The following is a 722-nucleotide window of genomic DNA, read 5'->3' as shown; positions in this document are numbered from 1 at the left end:
CACGCTCGTGCCGGGCTGGCGCGCGCCGACATCATGATCCGCGCCAGCGACCGCAAGCCCTTCCTGCTGGAGATCAATACCTCGCCCGGCATGACCGGCCATTCGCTGGTGCCCATGTCGCCGCGCCAGCGGCGTGAGCTACGAGGCGCTGTGCCTGCGCATCCTGGCGAGCGCCTCGCTCGACGGGGCTGCAGGGGCATGCCGCGCCGCGTCACCGTCCACGCCACCCCCACGGGAACCCCGGGAGCCGCATGACCGCCTCGCTGCCCGCACCGCTTGACGTCAAGCTCATGAACCTGACCGCCACGGTCCTGTTCGTGGGCTGCGCCGCGTTCGTGCTGGTGGTGGGCGGCTCGTGGATGCTGCGCCATCCCGCGTTCGCGATCGGGCGCATCGTGGTGCAGGGCGAGCTGGTGCACAACAACGCCGTCACGCTGCGGGCCAACGTCGGGCCGCACCTGGTGGGCAATTTCTTCACCGTGGACCTGCGCGCCGTGCGCGAGGCGTTCGAGCAGGTGCCCTGGGTGCGCCACGCGATGGTGCGGCGCGAGTTTCCCAACAGCCTGCGCGTGGAGCTGCAGGAGCACGATGCCGCGGCCTACTGGGGCGCCGAAGAGGGCTCCACCCTGGTCAACAGCCAGGGCGAGGTGTTCGAGGCCAACGGCGACGACCTGGACGCGGACGAACTGCCCCGCCTGCAGGGCCCGCAGGGCCAGTCGCTG

Annotated in this window: 1 protein-coding gene and 1 pseudogene; both read left to right on the top strand. The window is 71.3% G+C overall.

Annotated elements, in window-relative coordinates; all coding sequences use genetic code 11:
- A pseudogene (locus AC27IQ_RS26305) lies at positions 1 to 280 on the top strand (hypothetical protein); the annotation flags it as partial.
- A partial coding sequence (locus AC27IQ_RS26300; protein ID WP_487091410.1) for a cell division protein FtsQ/DivIB occupies positions 252 to 722 on the top strand: 471 nt, incomplete at its 3' end. The pseudogene AC27IQ_RS26305 and the gene AC27IQ_RS26300, both read left to right, overlap by 29 nt.

It is taken from the genome of Acidovorax sp. KPB24-07, from assembly GCF_057543315.1.
Note: the sequence above shows the minus strand (reverse complement) of the source record. Positions and strands in the feature narration are given on the sequence as shown.